The sequence below is a fragment of the Pontibacter burrus genome, from assembly GCF_010686685.1.
In the GTDB taxonomy this organism is placed as follows: Bacteria; Bacteroidota; Bacteroidia; order Cytophagales; family Hymenobacteraceae; genus Pontibacter; species Pontibacter burrus.
Genome location: NZ_JAAGWD010000002.1, coordinates 571,655 through 587,116, shown reverse-complemented (window position 1 = coordinate 587,116; position 15,462 = coordinate 571,655). Strand labels below are relative to the sequence as shown.

General features: G+C 46.7%; 15 protein-coding genes. 9 read left to right on the top strand and 6 right to left on the bottom strand.

Features of this window, described 5'->3' with window-relative positions; genetic code table 11:
• The first annotated feature begins 116 nt into the window (after positions 1 to 116).
• Together GXP69_RS07200 and GXP69_RS07195 are read left to right on the top strand one after the other, a co-directional pair.
• Positions 117 to 452 carry a YbaB/EbfC family nucleoid-associated protein gene (locus GXP69_RS07200; RefSeq protein ID WP_163913849.1) on the top strand — a complete coding sequence of 112 codons (336 nt, stop codon included), beginning with the start codon at positions 117 to 119 and terminating at the stop codon, positions 450 to 452.
• Complete coding sequence (locus GXP69_RS07195) at positions 442 to 1,464, top strand: glycosyltransferase family 2 protein (RefSeq protein ID WP_163913847.1); 1,023 nt, start codon at positions 442 to 444, stop codon at positions 1,462 to 1,464. The genes GXP69_RS07200 and GXP69_RS07195 overlap by 11 nt, the downstream gene beginning before the upstream one ends.
• On the opposite strand, the gene GXP69_RS07190 is transcribed toward GXP69_RS07195, so the two are convergent.
• Positions 1,459 to 1,677: a PspC domain-containing protein gene (locus GXP69_RS07190; protein WP_163913846.1), complete on the bottom strand. Its 219-nt coding sequence runs from the start codon at positions 1,675 to 1,677 to the stop codon at positions 1,459 to 1,461. The two genes, GXP69_RS07195 and GXP69_RS07190, sit on opposite strands and share 6 nt — an antisense overlap.
• Positions 1,678 to 1,811: 134 nt before the next feature.
• Between GXP69_RS07190 and GXP69_RS07185 the strand changes: the two genes are divergently transcribed.
• Both GXP69_RS07185 and GXP69_RS07180 read left to right on the top strand, forming a co-directional pair.
• The gene (locus tag GXP69_RS07185; RefSeq protein WP_163913843.1) at positions 1,812 to 3,587 is read left to right on the top strand and encodes a tetratricopeptide repeat protein; all 1,776 of its coding nucleotides are present in this window, start codon (positions 1,812 to 1,814) and stop codon (positions 3,585 to 3,587) included.
• 74 nt (positions 3,588 to 3,661) lie between these two features.
• Positions 3,662 to 4,645, top strand: coding sequence for a pyruvate dehydrogenase complex E1 component subunit beta (locus tag GXP69_RS07180; RefSeq protein WP_163913841.1), 984 nt, complete (start codon positions 3,662 to 3,664; stop codon positions 4,643 to 4,645).
• Between the two features lie 31 nt (positions 4,646 to 4,676).
• On the opposite strand, the gene GXP69_RS07175 is transcribed toward GXP69_RS07180, so the two are convergent.
• On the bottom strand, positions 4,677 to 5,633 hold the full coding sequence (locus GXP69_RS07175) for a YihY/virulence factor BrkB family protein (RefSeq protein ID WP_163913839.1): 957 nt from the start codon (positions 5,631 to 5,633) through the stop codon (positions 4,677 to 4,679).
• Between the two features lie 256 nt (positions 5,634 to 5,889).
• Here GXP69_RS07175 and GXP69_RS07170 point away from each other — a divergent pair, with 256 nt between their 5' ends.
• Complete coding sequence (locus GXP69_RS07170) at positions 5,890 to 6,153, top strand: hypothetical protein (RefSeq protein ID WP_163913837.1); 264 nt, start codon at positions 5,890 to 5,892, stop codon at positions 6,151 to 6,153.
• 145 nt (positions 6,154 to 6,298) lie between these two features.
• Here GXP69_RS07170 and GXP69_RS07165 read toward each other — a convergent pair whose 3' ends face one another.
• Positions 6,299 to 7,015, bottom strand: coding sequence for a class I SAM-dependent methyltransferase (locus GXP69_RS07165; protein ID WP_163913835.1), 717 nt, complete (start codon positions 7,013 to 7,015; stop codon positions 6,299 to 6,301).
• 231 nt (positions 7,016 to 7,246) lie between these two features.
• Here GXP69_RS07165 and GXP69_RS07160 point away from each other — a divergent pair, with 231 nt between their 5' ends.
• Positions 7,247 to 7,780 (top strand): DinB family protein, encoded by a 534-nt coding sequence (locus GXP69_RS07160; RefSeq protein WP_163913833.1) that lies wholly within the window; start codon positions 7,247 to 7,249, stop codon positions 7,778 to 7,780.
• 57 nt (positions 7,781 to 7,837) lie between these two features.
• Complete coding sequence (locus GXP69_RS07155; RefSeq protein ID WP_163913831.1) at positions 7,838 to 8,443, top strand: DUF429 domain-containing protein; 606 nt, start codon at positions 7,838 to 7,840, stop codon at positions 8,441 to 8,443.
• Here the strand turns inward: GXP69_RS07155 and GXP69_RS07150 are convergent.
• Positions 8,440 to 9,042, bottom strand: coding sequence for a hypothetical protein (locus GXP69_RS07150; protein WP_163913829.1), 603 nt, complete (start codon positions 9,040 to 9,042; stop codon positions 8,440 to 8,442). The genes GXP69_RS07155 and GXP69_RS07150 overlap by 4 nt on opposite strands.
• 369 nt (positions 9,043 to 9,411) lie before the next feature.
• Positions 9,412 to 10,587: a thioredoxin family protein gene (locus tag GXP69_RS07145; protein ID WP_163913827.1), complete on the bottom strand. Its 1,176-nt coding sequence runs from the start codon at positions 10,585 to 10,587 to the stop codon at positions 9,412 to 9,414.
• Between the two features lie 201 nt (positions 10,588 to 10,788).
• Here GXP69_RS07145 and GXP69_RS07140 point away from each other — a divergent pair, with 201 nt between their 5' ends.
• Positions 10,789 to 11,262, top strand: coding sequence for a nucleoside deaminase (locus GXP69_RS07140; RefSeq protein WP_163913825.1), 474 nt, complete (start codon positions 10,789 to 10,791; stop codon positions 11,260 to 11,262).
• Between the two features lie 107 nt (positions 11,263 to 11,369).
• Here GXP69_RS07140 and GXP69_RS07135 read toward each other — a convergent pair whose 3' ends face one another.
• Positions 11,370 to 12,221: a universal stress protein gene (locus GXP69_RS07135; RefSeq protein WP_163913823.1), complete on the bottom strand. Its 852-nt coding sequence runs from the start codon at positions 12,219 to 12,221 to the stop codon at positions 11,370 to 11,372.
• Between the two features lie 431 nt (positions 12,222 to 12,652).
• On the opposite strand from GXP69_RS07135, the gene GXP69_RS07130 reads away from it, so the two are divergent.
• Complete coding sequence (locus GXP69_RS07130; RefSeq protein ID WP_163913822.1) at positions 12,653 to 15,400, top strand: cation-translocating P-type ATPase; 2,748 nt, start codon at positions 12,653 to 12,655, stop codon at positions 15,398 to 15,400.
• The last annotated feature ends 62 nt before the right edge of the window (positions 15,401 to 15,462 follow it).

Genomic DNA, 15,462 nt, shown 5'->3' with positions numbered 1-15,462 from the left:
TTATACAATGCCAAGTTAGGTTGCTACTTTTTCTGTAATCTGAAATTATGCTAGTATATTTGATGTGTTGATGCGTTATACCAAATAACACACTTGTACTACAAAAGCACACGACTATGTTTGATATGATGGGCATGATGGGCAAAATGAGAGAAGTCCAGGCCAAACTAAAAGAAGCACAAGACAACCTACAACACATAACCGTTTCTGCTGAAGCCGGCGCAGGACTGGTAAAAGCTACTGTAAACGGACAGCGCAAGCTCCTGAAAATTGAGATTGATGAATCGATCCTGAATGCGAACGACCGCGAAATGGTAAACGACCTGGTGGTTGCCGCCGTGAACAATGCCATGCTTACCGCTACCGAACGCGCGCAGGAAGAAATGAAAAAGCACACTTCCGGACTTTTACCTAATATCCCTGGTTTAGATTTCGGCAACTTTGGCTTATAGTACCAGCCGCACGGCTATTGTTATTCTTAACTGGAACGGGCAACGCTACCTGCAAAAGTTTCTGCCGTCGGTGCTGGCAAACAGCCCGGGCTGCGATATTATAGTTGCCGATAATGCCTCTTCGGATGATTCTATAGTTTATGTAGAACAGCATTTTCCGAATGTACGCATCATCCGGCATAGCCAGAACTACGGTTTCTGCGAAGGATATAACCTAGCCCTGAAACAGGTGGATGCCGACTATTACGTGCTGCTGAACTCAGATGTGGAAGTAACGCCGGGCTGGGTAGAACCTATCGTTACCATGCTGGACGCCGACCAAACGATTGCTGCCGTACAGCCTAAGATAAACGCACAGCAGCACCCCGATTTCCTGGAACACGCCGGAGCTGGCGGTGGACTGATTGATACCCTGGGTTACCCCTTTTGCCGTGGCCGCCTTTTTGAAACCGTGGAAGAAGACCGTGGGCAGTATAATGATGTGCAGGAAATTTTCTGGGCAACCGGAGCCTGCATGTTTGTAAGAGCAAAACTATACCACGAGCTGGGCGGACTGGAGCCGGCCTTTTTCGCGCACATGGAAGAGATTGACCTCTGCTGGCGCGCCAAAAATGCAGGTTACAAAATCATGTACAATGGCCACAGCCGTGTATACCATGTTGGCGGAGGAACTTTGCACAAATCAAACCCACGTAAAACATACCTGAATTTCAGGAACGGTCTGGCCCTGCTTTATAAAAACCTACCGGGATCTGAACTGATACCAACTATAAGCCTGCGCATTATACTGGATTGGGTAGCGGCTTTCAGGATGTTACTGGCCGGCCAAACAGCAGATGCACGCGCCGTGCTGGATGCGCACGCTGATGTGCTGCGAAACAGCAATTACTGGCGCAAACGCCGTAAGCTGCAGCAACCTAAAGGCAATTATACACGTATGGCAGGCGTTTACAAAGGAAGTATAGTTTGGGAGTACTTTGTGCGTCAGAAGCGAACTGCGCAGGAACTATAGGTCCCAGACGGTGCTTCGCTCACGACGCAGACTTTTCTGCACGTTCATCCAAAAGGCCAGCATCAGGTAAATAATTACCGGCGAGCCCATAGTGAGAAACGAAACATAAATGAACGAAAGACGGATGCTGCTGCTGGCTATGCCTAGTTTCTCGCCCAGCATGGTGCAAACGCCAAATGCACGGGATTCGATAAAGTATTGGAAACGTTTCATGAGCATGTGCTTATCAGTCTCTAAAATTATACTATAAACTTATTTCTTCAAAACGGGACGCCGCTGCAAATACAGTACAAACGCAAAAAAGTGGTGTAATGATTTACTTCTACGGAAAAAAATAAGAACAAGCTATGCGCACTTACAGAAAGAGCTCTCTTACCACACTGCTACTTGCCCTGTTACTGACTACCCTGACCAGCAGTTGCACCCTGCAGAAAATGGTGCGCGCAGCAAAAAAACAGGAGATAACTGTGCAGCCAAACCCATTGGTAGCTAACGGGCAGCTCGTTGAATTTGAAGTAAAGGTAACCATGCCGCCCAAAATTGTAAAAGACGGCTACCGCTATAAACTGGATCTGTATTACGAGTACGGAGATCAGCATCGGGAACAGATTGGGGCGATAAACTTTGAGTTTGGTGAATTCCTCTACGAACATGGCCAGCCAACTATAACCAAGCAGTTCTCCTTCCCTTACACGCCTAAAAAGAATAAAGGCACCCTGTATGTGCAGGGCATGGCCATTAATAAAGAAACGGAAGACGTAAAATACAGCGAACCCAAACCCATCGCCACCGGACTGAATACTACGCCCCTGCTGATGGTGCGTACCAACGAGATCCTGTTCATTCCGGACAACTATGCCAGCGAAGTGAATCAGCCGGCACAGCTTACCTTTTACTTTGAAGAAAGCAACTCGCGGCTTCGTAACCACCTGGGTTCCAACCTGGCCGTGCTGGACCAGTATATTGCCGATAATGTAGCCTCGCAGGAAGTGACCATTACCGCCTCGCAGTCTCCGGATGACGCACCGGGCATGGCACAGAAACGCCTGGAAGCGCTGGATAACTACTACCGCAGCAAACTGGAAGTGCTGAACTATAACAACAAAAAAGTAACTATAAAAATACTGCCTGTAAAAAGCACCTGGGAGCAGCTCACCGAAAAAATCAAAGCCTCTGCCCTGCCCAAAGCGCAGGTGCAGGAAGTACTAACTATAGTTAATAGCAACAAATCAGACAAAGAAAAAGAGGCAGCCTTACAGCAAACCGCTGCTTACGAGTACCTGCAACTATATGTGTACCCGGGCCTGCGCTATGGTGGTGTAACTATAAACTATAACCTCAACCAGAAAGCCGACTACGAACTATACCTGCTGGCCAAGCAAATTGCTGAAGAAAAAGCCCCTGCCGATGCGCTGACAGAACAGGAACTGCAACACGCAGCCACGCTTACCCCACTTCTTGTCGAGAAGAAGAAGATTTATGAAGCTGCAGTTAAAACCACCAACAAATGGCCGGCTTACCACAACCTGGGCAAAGTGTATGTGGAAATGGCCCGCAAAGAGTATCGCCACAAGGCAAAACAGGCCCTGCTGGCCCAGGCTATCCACAACCTGACTTATGCCGGTTTCCGGAACCCTGCTGCCCCGGTATACTATAGCTTGGCAAGCGCTTACCATGTGCGCGGCGATAAACTGGAAGCACTGCAATACTACGACTATGCCATTAAGCTGGGCGGTAACCCCGAGGAACTGAAGCGCATTTTCGCCGACAAAGCCGCACTGGAAATAGAAATTGGCCAGTATGACGATGCTATTGAAAGCCTGAAATATGCCGGAAACAACTACCAGACGCAGATGAACCTTGGCCTAAGCTACCTGCTTAAGGAGAACTACGATGGCGCACAGAGCTTTTACAACAAAGCCCTTGAGCTGCAGCCAAACGACGGGCTGGCCAACTATAGTTTAGCCATCATAGCAGCCCGCACCAACAATGAAGCCATGCTTACCAGCCACCTGCGCCACGCCATAAAAGCTGATAATGCCTTTACGCTGAAGGCCATAGAAGACAAGGAATTTGATGCATACCGCAGCGCACAGGCTTATAAAGATGCTTTCCGGCCATAACAAACTATAAATGCCTTGTAAATTGGAAGAGTTATCTTAATTTTACCATCTGAATCGAGAATATAAGATCTGATATGCGTACTATACAGTTTAGAGAGGCCCTGCGCGAAGCCATGTCGGAAGAAATGCGCCGTGATAAGAGCGTGTTCCTGATGGGTGAAGAAGTAGCAGAATACAATGGAGCCTACAAAGTGAGCCAAGGCATGCTGGACGAATTTGGTCCGGAGCGTGTAATAGATACCCCAATTGCCGAGCTTGGTTTTGCCGGTATTGGTGTGGGTGCATCCATGAACGGGTTACGCCCTATCATCGAGTTCATGACCTTCAACTTCTCGCTGGTTGCCATCGACCAGGTGATCAACTCTGCCGCTAAAATGATGTCGATGTCAGGTGGCCAGTATGGTTGCCCTATCGTATTCCGTGGCCCTACTGGTAGCGCCGGTATGTTGTCGTCGCAGCACTCGCAGAACTTTGAGAACTGGTATGCTAACACGCCAGGTCTGAAGGTTGTTGTGCCATCTAACCCATACGATGCAAAAGGCCTGATGAAGTCTGCCATCCGCGATAACGACCCTGTTATTTTTATGGAGTCTGAGCAGATGTACGGCGATAAAGGCGAAGTTCCTGAAGAAGAATACCTGATCCCGATCGGCGTTGCTGACATCAAGCGCGAAGGTACGGATGTAACGATTGTTTCTTTCGGTAAGATGATGAAAGTAGCGCTTGCTGCTGCCGAAGAACTGGCAAAAGACGGTGTCAATGCCGAAGTTATCGACCTGCGCACTGTTCGCCCGATCGACTATAAAACCCTGATCGAGTCTGTGAAGAAGACAAACCGCATGGTTGTAGTTGAAGAAGCATGGCCACTTGCCTCTATCTCTTCTGAACTGGCTTACCACATCCAGAGCAACGCGTTCGATTACATGGATGCTCCGGTGAAGCGTGTTACCTGCCGCGACGTTCCGCTTCCTTATGCGCCAACGCTTATAGAGGCATCGTTGCCAAACGTAGCGCGCACTATTGAGGCCGTAAAACAAGTAATGTATACAAAAGCATAATTGCTTTAAACCCTAAATAAGAGAAGGCGACTTATAACGAGTCGCCTTTTTCTTTTTCCTTAACTTCTACTTTGCCGGTATCGGTATCAATCTCTACTTCTTTTTTTTTCACCTTTACGGCCGTGTCATCGGGTTCAATCTTCTTTTCGTGCGCTTTGGAGTATACCTGCGTAAACTCTGCCCCGAACAGGAAAATAACGGCCGTATAGTATACCCACACGAGTATAAGCACCAGCGAGCCTGCTGCGCCATAGGTATCGGCCAGCGGATCGTGCTGGAAGTAAACGTTGAGCACATACTTGCCCAGCACAAACAGGATGGCTGTAACTATAGCTCCTACCCACACATTTTTCCAGCGAATTTTAGCATCAGGCAACACCCGGTAAATGGCAGCAAAAATAACTGTGCTGATGATGGTGGAAACCAGGATGTTGCCGATTGTGATAAAGTAAACGGCAATGCCTGAGAATTGCTGCCGAAGAAAGTCATATACGATGCCTAGTGCCACATCAATAGAAAGCGAAACCAACAGCAGAAAGCCCATACTGATCACCATCGCCAGCGAAAGCACACGCCCGATCAGCAACTTCAGCCACCCCTTCTCAACTTTAGCCTTAACCTCCCACATCGCATTCAGCGAGTCCTGCAGGGCAACAAACACCGTGGTAGCCGAGAAGAGCATAGTGGCCACACCAACTATAGTTCCGATGGTTGTCGCATCCGATACGGCTGCATTTTCAATGATGCTCTGGAATTGTGTCGCACTGTTCTTGCCAATTATACCGCCGAGCTGCTTTACTACTTCACCTTGAACAGCTTCCTGCCCAAACACCGCCCCTGCTATACGAATAGTAATAATGAGCACTGCAGGTAGCGAGAAAATGGTATAAAAGCCGATAATAGCCGCGTAATCCAGCGGGTTATCGTCGATAAACTCCTTAAAGGTTTGCTTGGTGATCTGCCAGGTAGAGGCAACACGTTTGTTCATGTGCTTGTAACTATAGTTGCAACGGTAAGCTGAAACAGCTATAGGTACGGAGAATTATAGTTTGTTGATGCCTTGATATGGTTAGACAGGTGATTCTATTGTTTTCCTCACCCGATTGTCTTGCTCTGCTCTTTCGGATTTGCAATTCGGGTCAACAGGCTTATGAATTAAATAGATTAAATAGAGAAGTAAGAGAGTTTGTTCTAATAGATTAATGCTATATTTAACAAAATATGTTCCATTAAAAACCAATTCCATGAGCATTCCTAAAAATCAAACAGTAGAAATCTCTTTCGATAAGTTCATCATGGATTACTATGTTGATCAAGCAGGAGTTTTTGCTAGACAGCAATCAATTTTGTCTAATCAAGCCCGTATTTTATCTCTTCTAGAAAATAGAGATTTTGAAGAAGTCAAAAAAGAGGTGTATGAACGAGTTGAAGTAAATTTGAAAGCATCTCTAGAATCAACTTATGAGCTTATGGGATTTAAAAGTTCCGAAGACAAGGAGAACAAATAAAGAAAGTCCTGCTGTTCACAGTAGCAGGACTTTCTTTCTACTTTAAATAAGTTTTAATTCTTATCTACAGTAAAAACATTGTATACAATGCTATGAGTAATTAAATAAGCTACTGAATTTTATCGATTAAAAATTAACATATTACCTACTCCCCCAACAATACCAGCTTTGCCAGGTAATTCCCGTTTTCGCCTTCGTAGAGTACTTCAAAACTATAGCCGTGTTCTTCGGCGTATTGCTCCAGCAGGCTGGCATCTATAAACAGCCATTTAAAGTTGCCGCTTTCGTGGGTTTTGTACTTCATGTTATATTCTACTTCGCCATAGTAGCCAGCATTCAGGTCAAGCAGCACAGAGCCGTCTTCCTGCTCATACATATAGAGTATATCCGACGACTCCAGCAAAATCTGACCGCCCGGGTTGAGCAACGTTTTAGCGTGCACCAGGAACTTGTACAGCCCGAAAAGGTCGCCAACTATACCAATCCCGTTCATGAGCATCAGCAATGTATCATATTGCTGGTTTTTCAGCTCCATCACATCACTAAGCTGCACGTTTGTTACACCACGTTTGTGCATGGCATCTGCAGCACCTTCCGAAATGTCGATGGCTGTTACCTGGAAGCCCCGCTCCTGCAGCAGTAAACTATGGCAACCGGCACCGGCACCAACATCCAGCACGTGCCCCCGGCAGGCTTCCAATGCTATCGTTTCGAGCTCAGGCATTTCCTCTTCCTGTCTGAAAAGGTAATCAGCAGGTATTATATCATCGTCGGCAATGTTACACGCTACCGTAATGCTTCCGTTCTTTTTGCCTTTCAGGTAATCCTGAATAGCTGCCCCGATCGGGTCGTTGTGGCTCATAAGTAATTTTTACGAGATATACAGTTTATGATAAATTTGGTTATGAAGGCTATTTATTGGACAATATCAACTATAGTTTTCAACTAATATTATGCTACACTTCTAAATATCAGCTGTTTACTACAAAATAAAGCCGTCCTGTTGTTGTATTTAATAAAATATATGTAGATTTAGTCGCGCTACCAAAATTTACCTTTTATGAGTTCAGCAGTTTTTAGCCCCGTTCTGTTCATGAATCCAAAACTGGAAGTTAAGTATTTATATCTTGAAAAGTCGCGGAATAAATTGTTTAAAGACCTGCAAGATATAGATGATACGGTATTGAATACGTCTCCGGCCGAAGGAAAATGGTCGATCGGGCAGATTTTGGCTCACCTGCTGCAGGTGGAACAGGCTACTATTGCCTATGTGCAGCGAAAGGTACAACAACAGGAAGCACTACACTCATCGTCGCTGAAGAACAGCATCAATGCTTTTCTCCTGAAAATGGCGCTGAACTCAGGCATGAAATTTAAAGCCCCGGCCGTAGTGGCAAACGTACCTGAAAAGGTATCGCTGGAGCAACTTAACCTGCAGTGGGACAACACGCGCTACCAGTTGGAAGACCTGCTCACGGAGATGCCCCCTGCCCTGCTCGATAAATGTCTGTTCCGCCATCCTTATGCCGGTATGCTGAGTATAGGCCAGACCCTAACCTTTATTCAGGACCACTTCAACCACCACCTGCAACAGATCCAGCACATCAGGCAACAGCTCGAAAAATAAGTTTAAGCCACTAATTTACGGTTAGTCTCGTAGGCAACTATAGTTAAAACGTTACAGATGCCGATAGAAGATTTACCTGTTTTTATGGGCGTGGACTATGGCGCCAGGCTTGCCGGCACCACTGCCGCTGCCATGTTACACGAAGGCTCACTTAACATTTGGGGATGCGCCCGTAGCCAGGATGCCGATGAATTTCTGCTGGAACTAATACAGGCGGTACGACCGGCTATAGTTTTTATAGATGCCCCTTTAAGCCTTCCCAAAGCCTACAATCAAACGCCTTACACATCAGATGCTGATTTCTTTTACCGCGCCTGCGACCGCGAAGTGCAGGCCATGTCGCCAATGTTTATCGGAGGTTTGACGGCTCGCGCCATCCGCCTTAAAACTATACTTAGCGAAAACGGAATTAGTGTACTGGAAACTTACCCGAGCCAACTGGCAGAAACACTTTTTCCGGAGCAGAAAGGCTATAAAAAAGACATTACACTGCTTCCGGAAATGGCACAGCAATTACAGGAGCTGCACCTGATCCCGGTTAAAGATGAGCCGCAGGACTGGCACCAGTTTGATGCGCAGCTAGCCTGGTACAGCGGCTACCGCCACCTGATGAAGCAATCAACACTATATGGCGACCCGGAAGAAGGCCGGATCATTGTTTAGTTGTTACCGCCTAGGTCTCCAGCTGTTTCAAGGGCACGAAACTCCATTTGCAATGCTTTTATCTTTACTTCATCATCTGTATTCAGGCCCTCATCTACCTCGTCTTTCCGCTCGTTCAGGGAGTTAAGTACCATCTTGGCCATTTCCCAGTCTCCGTTGCTCCAGGTCTTGTGCTGGTTTCTTACATTTTCCAGAAAAGTAATGTACACCTGTCGTACGTTGGCCTGGTTTATAGTTGTTTTATCGGCATAAGGGCCTAGCAACCGTTGCTCCCACTCTGCAAGGCGTGCAGCGCGCTGGTTGCGCTCATAGGTCTCATCAGCTGTCCTGAACTCTGCTTTCAGGCTCTCGTAGTCCTGTTTCAGTTCATCAGAAAAACCTTCCTGCTTCTGGTCAAGCTCACGGGTACGAGTATTAAAGTCGGATTTTGCGCGTTTCCAGTCTTCTTCAGTGCGTTCGGAAATATTGGCTGTGGTTTGGTTTACCCAGTTCCGGAAATCGCTGAGCTCATCGTTCACCTCACGGTCGCGGGTAGTAGTACAGGCAAGCAGCAGGCTTAGCCCCAATACCAAAAAAAGGTTCAAGCTATTAATTTTCATAATTCTATAGTTTATATTCTCTATACGCACAGTTACGCAATTAATTTTTATAAGATATTACATATCAACTACTTCCATTAAATAAATCTTCAAATTTTTATTCTGTTTTACGAACCTGTTCTTAATAACACCGTACAAAAACTTAAACGAATCCAGTATTTAAAAGCTATTATTATACTATACAGCTACACACCCAATATTATGCGAGCTCCCTTAGGGGGCCAAAAACCGTACTAACCTATACTACGAGTATGCGCGTTCAAGATGCACAAGTGTAGTATAGGTTTGGTTTTTATGGCACCTGTAAACTATAAAAAAAGCGTTGGCACCTGTGTTGCCAACGCTTTTCTGTTTTAAGCTCTCGTATCACTACATTTTATTGATCTTCTGTAGCAAAGCCTCGGTACCCGACACATCTTCGCCGGATCTTTTGCCAGCTGCAATGGCTTTCTCGGCCTGCTCTTTTGCTTTCTCTTTCTGACCCAGTTTGTAGAGCAAGGCTGCATGGGTATCGAGGTTGGCATAGCCCGGTGCCAGGCTTACCGATTTGCTCGCCCACTCTTCTGCTTTTTTCAGCATGGCTTTGTCATCTATCGTTTCATAGTATTTCCAGGCAATGCTGTTCAGGCGCATTGGGTCGTTGCTGAAATAGGTGTCGTATAGTTTGGTGTTGGCGGCGTGGTACTTTGGCAAATCCTGTTTACGCTCATAATATATGGCTTCCGAGAACAGCAGTTGCGTCTCGCCATCTTTCAGTTTCAGGTTCGTTAGCTGGGTTTTCAGTTTGCTATAGTCTGCTTCTTTGCCTTCGTATGCAGCACGGCTCAGAGCAGTGCCATACACGCTCAGCAACTTATAATCTACAGAGTCAGCGGTATACTTTTTGGCAAAGGCCTCCCGGTTCTTTACCAGGTGTTCAAACGTTGGCGACTCCACCGTATTTACATTCGTGTAAATCAGTTTCCAGTTTCCGGGCTCCAGCAGCTGTTCAGGCTTTCGGGTAGCGAAGTATGCTTCGGCCACTTTGCCAGCATCCAGCGCAGCTTCGTTTAATACTTTAAGGTAACCCATCATAAATTCAGCGGAGCGTTCGCCTCCGTTAAATTTCTTCTGATACGACGCAAAGTTCTGTACCGGGTCTTTGGCTATAGTTGCTACTTCCAGAAACATTTCGGCTGGCCGGGCGCCCACCGTGCGGTGCATTACACTGCCGTCTGCAGCAAGAAACAGGAAGCTTGGATAAGCCTGCACTTCGTATTTTTTTGCCAGCTCTATTCCTTCGCCCTTCTCCATATCCAGCTTATAGTTCACAAAGTTTGCATTGAAGTACTCAGCCACCTTCTCGTCTACAAAAACGTTCTGGTCCATCCATTTACAAGGGCCGCACCAAGTGGTATAGGCATCAATAAAAACAGGTTTGTTTTCAGATTTAGCCTGTGCCATAATTTCGGCAACCGTGCCCTTCCTGAAATTGATCTGCTTGGTTTGTGCCCAGGCACTGCTGCACATCAGCAAAGTCAGCAGCCATAGTATATTTTTTTCCATATAAACTGGTTGGTTTAAAGTTGATTTACCTATAGTTATATCAATTGCAAACTATATAGCTTAAACGTAAGTTATAAAACAAACTATACTTTACTACGGAAATAATCATAAAAATAACCTGATTTTATATTAACGTGCATTTCACGTAGATAAACCTCGTACACTTTGAGATCAACAGGTAACTCTAAAGAAATAATACCCATGAACCAGAAAGAAGACTTTATGCGTGAGGCCATCAGGCTATCGGTAGAGAAAATGGAAGAAGGTTGCGGCGGCCCTTTTGGCTGCGTAATTGTGTGCAACGGCGAAATTGTGGCACGCGGCTACAACAACGTGCTCGGCTCCAGCGACCCGACAGCCCATGCCGAAGTAGAAGCGATCCGGAAAGCCTGCATTGCCCTGGGCACGCACCAGCTAACTGACTGCGAACTATACACCAGCTGCGAGCCCTGCCCTATGTGTCTGGGTGCCATTTATTGGGCGCGCCCCAAAAAAGTATATTATGCCAACTCCCGCGAAGATGCCGAACGCATTGGTTTTGACGACCGCTTTATTTACCAGGAACTGGACAAACCCAAAAACGAACGTGCTATACCAATGGAGCAACTCCTGACCGAAGAAGCCAAAGAAGCCTTCGACCGTTGGGTAAACAAAGTCGATAAAACAGGATACTAGAAAAGCCTTCCGAACTATAGAAAGCAAAAGTCCTTTACCTTGATCTGGTAAAGGACTTTATTGTTCAGACTCCTACTAACTATAGGCTTGAGCCGGATAGTTTATAGTTACCCGTTATATACTTCTGCTACTTCTCTTGGCTGCAGGTTCAGTAGGTTTCCGTTTTCAGGGAAAGCAAGCATTGGCAGTTTAAGCGTTTGAAGCAGTTTCGAGGTTAAGCTGCTGTGCAGTATCTTCTCCAGGAACATCCTGTTCAGAATTGTAAAACTCAACAGGTCGGCGCCTTGCTCGTGCACGTAATTCGAGATGCCTTCTGCCACATCTTTATGCTCCAGCTCCACGAAGTTAATCTCTGCCTCCGGGAACTGCTTCACCAGCTCACCTTTAATATATTCGTTGTCGATGTAGTCCGGCTGTTTGTCGTTCTTGATATGCAGGAAGGTAAGATCGGCGTTCATCAGTTGTTTAAACTGCATCAATTGCATTACAGTCAGCTGGTCGCCATTCTCGAGGTCAGCAGCATAAACTATATTTTTTAATGGTTTAATTTCGGCTCCTTCAGGTATGGCTAATACCGGGCACAGGCCGCGTTTTGCAATGGCTTCGGTTGTAGTACCGAACATCTTTCTGGTAAAGTTTTTAGCACCACCTGTTCCCATTACAACGAGGGTTACCTCAAGGTCTTCAACTGCTTTACTGATATCTCCAACAGGATTTCCTTCTGTAATCATGTACTCTATCTGCACATTCTGCTGGCCAAACTGATCGATCAAGGACAACAATTTCTGCTCTGCATTATCTGTAGCGCTGTTATTCTGCAAACTAGGCAGCATCGGCGTGATTTCCAGGGCATGCAGTACTACAATCCGGGCTTCTGCCTGAGCAGCCAGGTCAATGGCGTATTCAAGTGCACGTTCAGAGTTTTCAGAAAAATCAACAGGAACAAGAAATGTTTTCATGGTTTTATAGTTTTTTGTACTACAATATTTACTTTTTTAATTACACAAAATTACCTGGCTCTCTGCTGGTTAACCATAACAACTATCATTAACTAAGTTGATACTTATCATCAAAGTTCTTATAGTTATGCAATAGCTTTGAATAATTGCCTTCGCTAAAATTTATGTGTAGCTGGCTGCGAGCATGTTCAACTATATAAGAACACAGTATCTGATAAGTCAGGAGCCAATAAACTGAAATACAACAGTTTAAATCGTTGCATTTATAATATCAACACCCTGGTGCAGATTATGTTTTGGCAGCCTGTAGCTATAGTTGGTGGGCGTTTAGGAAGTAGCAGATAAGTTACATGTTAACCTGAGAGAGCAACAATTCTGTATATGCCGGGTGTTAGCATATATCGTATGACTACCACAGGTGTCCTTAAAAGATGGATTTAACCAAAGATCAAAAGCTACAGAAAGAGGTGTTGGTTGCAGGCAAGCAGCCCGCCTGGCACGCTATGGAAGCAGAGCAGGTTCTGCAAGCACTACAGGTTTCAGCTGACGCAGGCCTTACCGGCGAGGAAGTTGAACGGCGAAGAGCCCAATTCGGCGCTAACATCATGACACCTAAAAAGCAACAGAGCGCCATCATGCGGTTCCTGCTGCAATTCCATCAGCCTTTGATCTACATTCTGCTGGCCGCTACTGTAATAACCTTGTACCTGCAGGAATATACCGATGCCATTGTGATTTTTGCGGTTGTATTTGTGAACGCGATCATAGGCTATGTGCAGGAATCCAAAGCGTTGGATGCTATTGACGCTTTGGCCAAGAGCATGACGCCTCGGGCAATGGTGCTCCGCAATGGTCAGAAACAGCAGATAGATGCCCAGGAACTGGTGCCCGGCGATATTGTACTGGTGCAATCCGGCGACAAGTTTCCCGCTGATGTGCGCCTGGTGCATGCCCGCGATCTGAAAGTGGATGAATCTGCCCTGACCGGGGAATCGGTAGCAGTGGAGAAGCATGATGAACCTATGGCTCCAGATGATGTACTGGGCGACCGCATAGGCATGGGCTTCTCTTCTACTGTCGTTACCTATGGCCATGGAAAAGGGGTTGTAACCGCTACCGGCGACCTGACCGAGGTAGGCAAAATCCAGACCTCCATTTCCGCAGCCCAGGATTTAGAAACACCGCTTACTATAAAAATTAAAGAATTCAGCAGTCTGATGCTGTGGGTTATCCTTGCCCTGGCTGCGGCTGTTTTTATAGTTGAGTATTCCAGGGGCGCACCTGTTGCAGATACTTTTATGGTGGCAGTGGCACTGGCAGTTGGTGCCATACCGGAAGGCCTACCTGTTGCTGTAACTATTATGCTGGCACTGGGCGTTTCCAAGATGGCCAAACGTAAAGCCATTATCCGCAAACTGGTAGCCGTAGAAACCCTGGGCAGCACCAACGTTATCTGTTCTGACAAGACCGGCACCCTAACCGAAAATCAAATGACGGTGCAGCAACTTATGGCTGGTGGCAAGCTATACACTGTATCAGGGCTTGGCTACAGGCCGGAAGGCGAGATTCTGGAAGGCGATGTAAAAACGGAATTAAACAGTAATGTAGCGCTGGAGCAATGCCTGAAAGCTGGATTACTTTGCAACAACAGCTGTCTGAAAGAGGAAGAGGGACAATGGATTATCGAAGGTGACCCAACCGAAGGCGCACTTATAGTTGCTGCCCAAAAAGCCCGTATAGAAACCGATAAGCTGACGGCCGAACTCCCCCGAAAAGACACAATCCCTTTTGAGTCGGAATATCAGTACATGGCAACCCTGCATACTGGGCCGGAAACGGTTATTTACCTGAAGGGGTCAGTAGAGGCCATGATGGAACGGTGCGGGAAAATGCTGCTACCGAATGGCGACCTGGCCGACCTGAATCGCGAAGAGTTGAACCGACAGGTGGAACAGATGGCTGCAGAAGGCTTGCGTGTACTGGCATTTGCAATGGCTACCGCACCGGAAGCTAAAAGCGACATCACCCACGACGATACGAGAACAGGCATGGTATTTCTGGGCTTACAGGGCATGATTGATCCACCGCGCAAAGAAGCGATTGAGGCAGTTAAGCTATGTCAGCTGGCTGGTATTGATGTAAAAATGATTACCGGCGACCATTCCATCACGGCTACGGCCATTGCCGGGCAGATCGGGCTGACAGGAAGAAAAGAGAATGACAAACTGGTAGCGCTAACCGGAAAGGAGTTACAGCAGAAAAGCGATAAGGAACTGGAAACTATAGCTGAGGAAGTTGCTGTTTTTGCACGCGTTGCCCCTGACCAGAAGCTGCGTTTGGTAAAAGCCCTGCAGGCCCGGAACCATATCGTAGCCATGACCGGTGACGGCGTGAACGACGGCCCTGCCCTGAAACAGGCAAATATTGGTATTGCGATGGGCATTACCGGAACCGATGTGGCCAAAGATGCATCCGACATGGTGCTCACGGATGACAACTTCTCTTCTATTGAAGGCGCTGTGGAAGAAGGCCGTGGAGTGTTCGATAACCTTACCAAGTTTATTGTCTGGACGCTGCCTACCAACCTGGGCGAAAGCCTGGTGATACTTACTGCTGTTGCACTTGGCACGCAACTGCCCCTGCAACCGCTGCACCTGCTCTGGATTAACATGACCACTTCGGTACTCTTAGGGCTTACACTAGCCTTCGAGCCAAAAGAGCCGGGAATAATGGAACGTCCTCCCCGCCCTGCCAACAGGCCTATCCTCACTTTCGATCTGATTATGCGCACACTGCTGGTCGGTATTCTTTTACTGATTGCAGCGTATGGCTTGTACCTGTATGAACTGAACCAGGGCGCCACTATGGCCCAAGCGCAAACTATAGTTACAACGGTATTTGTGGTGCTGGAGTCCTTTTACCTGCTTAACTGCCGTTCACTTGTCAGGCCAATTACCAGGATCGGGGTGTTTAGTAATATGTGGGTGTATTATGGTATAGCTGCCATGTTCTTTTTTCAGGCTTTATTCATCTATAGTCCGTTTATGCAGTCGGTGTTCGACACTCATCCGCTGGAGCTGGGGCAGCTGCTTCGTATTTTTGGGGCCGGTATTATCCTTTCCACCATCATCACTATCGAGAAAAGCATCAGGTTCAGGTTAGAGCGCACAAAAAGGTAACTATAAAACAAAAGGCTGAACACGTTACATGCTCAGCCTTCTCTATTATAGTTTATAGTATC